This window comes from Methylobacterium sp. GC_Met_2, assembly GCF_026540795.1.
In the GTDB taxonomy this organism is placed as follows: domain Bacteria; phylum Pseudomonadota; class Alphaproteobacteria; order Rhizobiales; family Beijerinckiaceae; genus Methylobacterium.
In genome coordinates, this window is the sequence record NZ_JALNUM010000289.1 from 1 (window position 1) to 346 (window position 346).

The following is a 346-nucleotide window of genomic DNA, read 5'->3' on the forward strand; positions in this document are numbered from 1 at the left end:
GCAGGCCTATCTGGAGGCGCATCCGGGCGTCCGTGAGACCGGCTTGGCGCCCTTCGTCCATTTCCTGGCGACGGCGTTGCTGCATGGGGCCGACCTATCCGCCGGGGCCTTCGATCCGCGCTACGGCACGCCGGACACGCGGGAGGCGGCGCTCGAAGACGACATGCGCCTGATCGCGCCCCATTTCGACGCCGCCTATTACGCCAAGCGTTATCCCGATACCAAGACCGCAGCCGGCGGCCCGCTCGCGCATTTCGTCGCCTATGGCCAGCACGAGGGCCGCGACCCGAGCAGGACCTTCTCCATCGCGTTCTATGCGGAGACCTACGGCCATCTGTTCGGTCCT

The 346-nt window shown here is 67.6% G+C and carries 1 pseudogene; it reads left to right on the top strand.

Features of this window, described 5'->3' with window-relative positions:
• Positions 1-346, top strand: a pseudogene (locus OXS49_RS33485) (hypothetical protein); the annotation flags it as partial.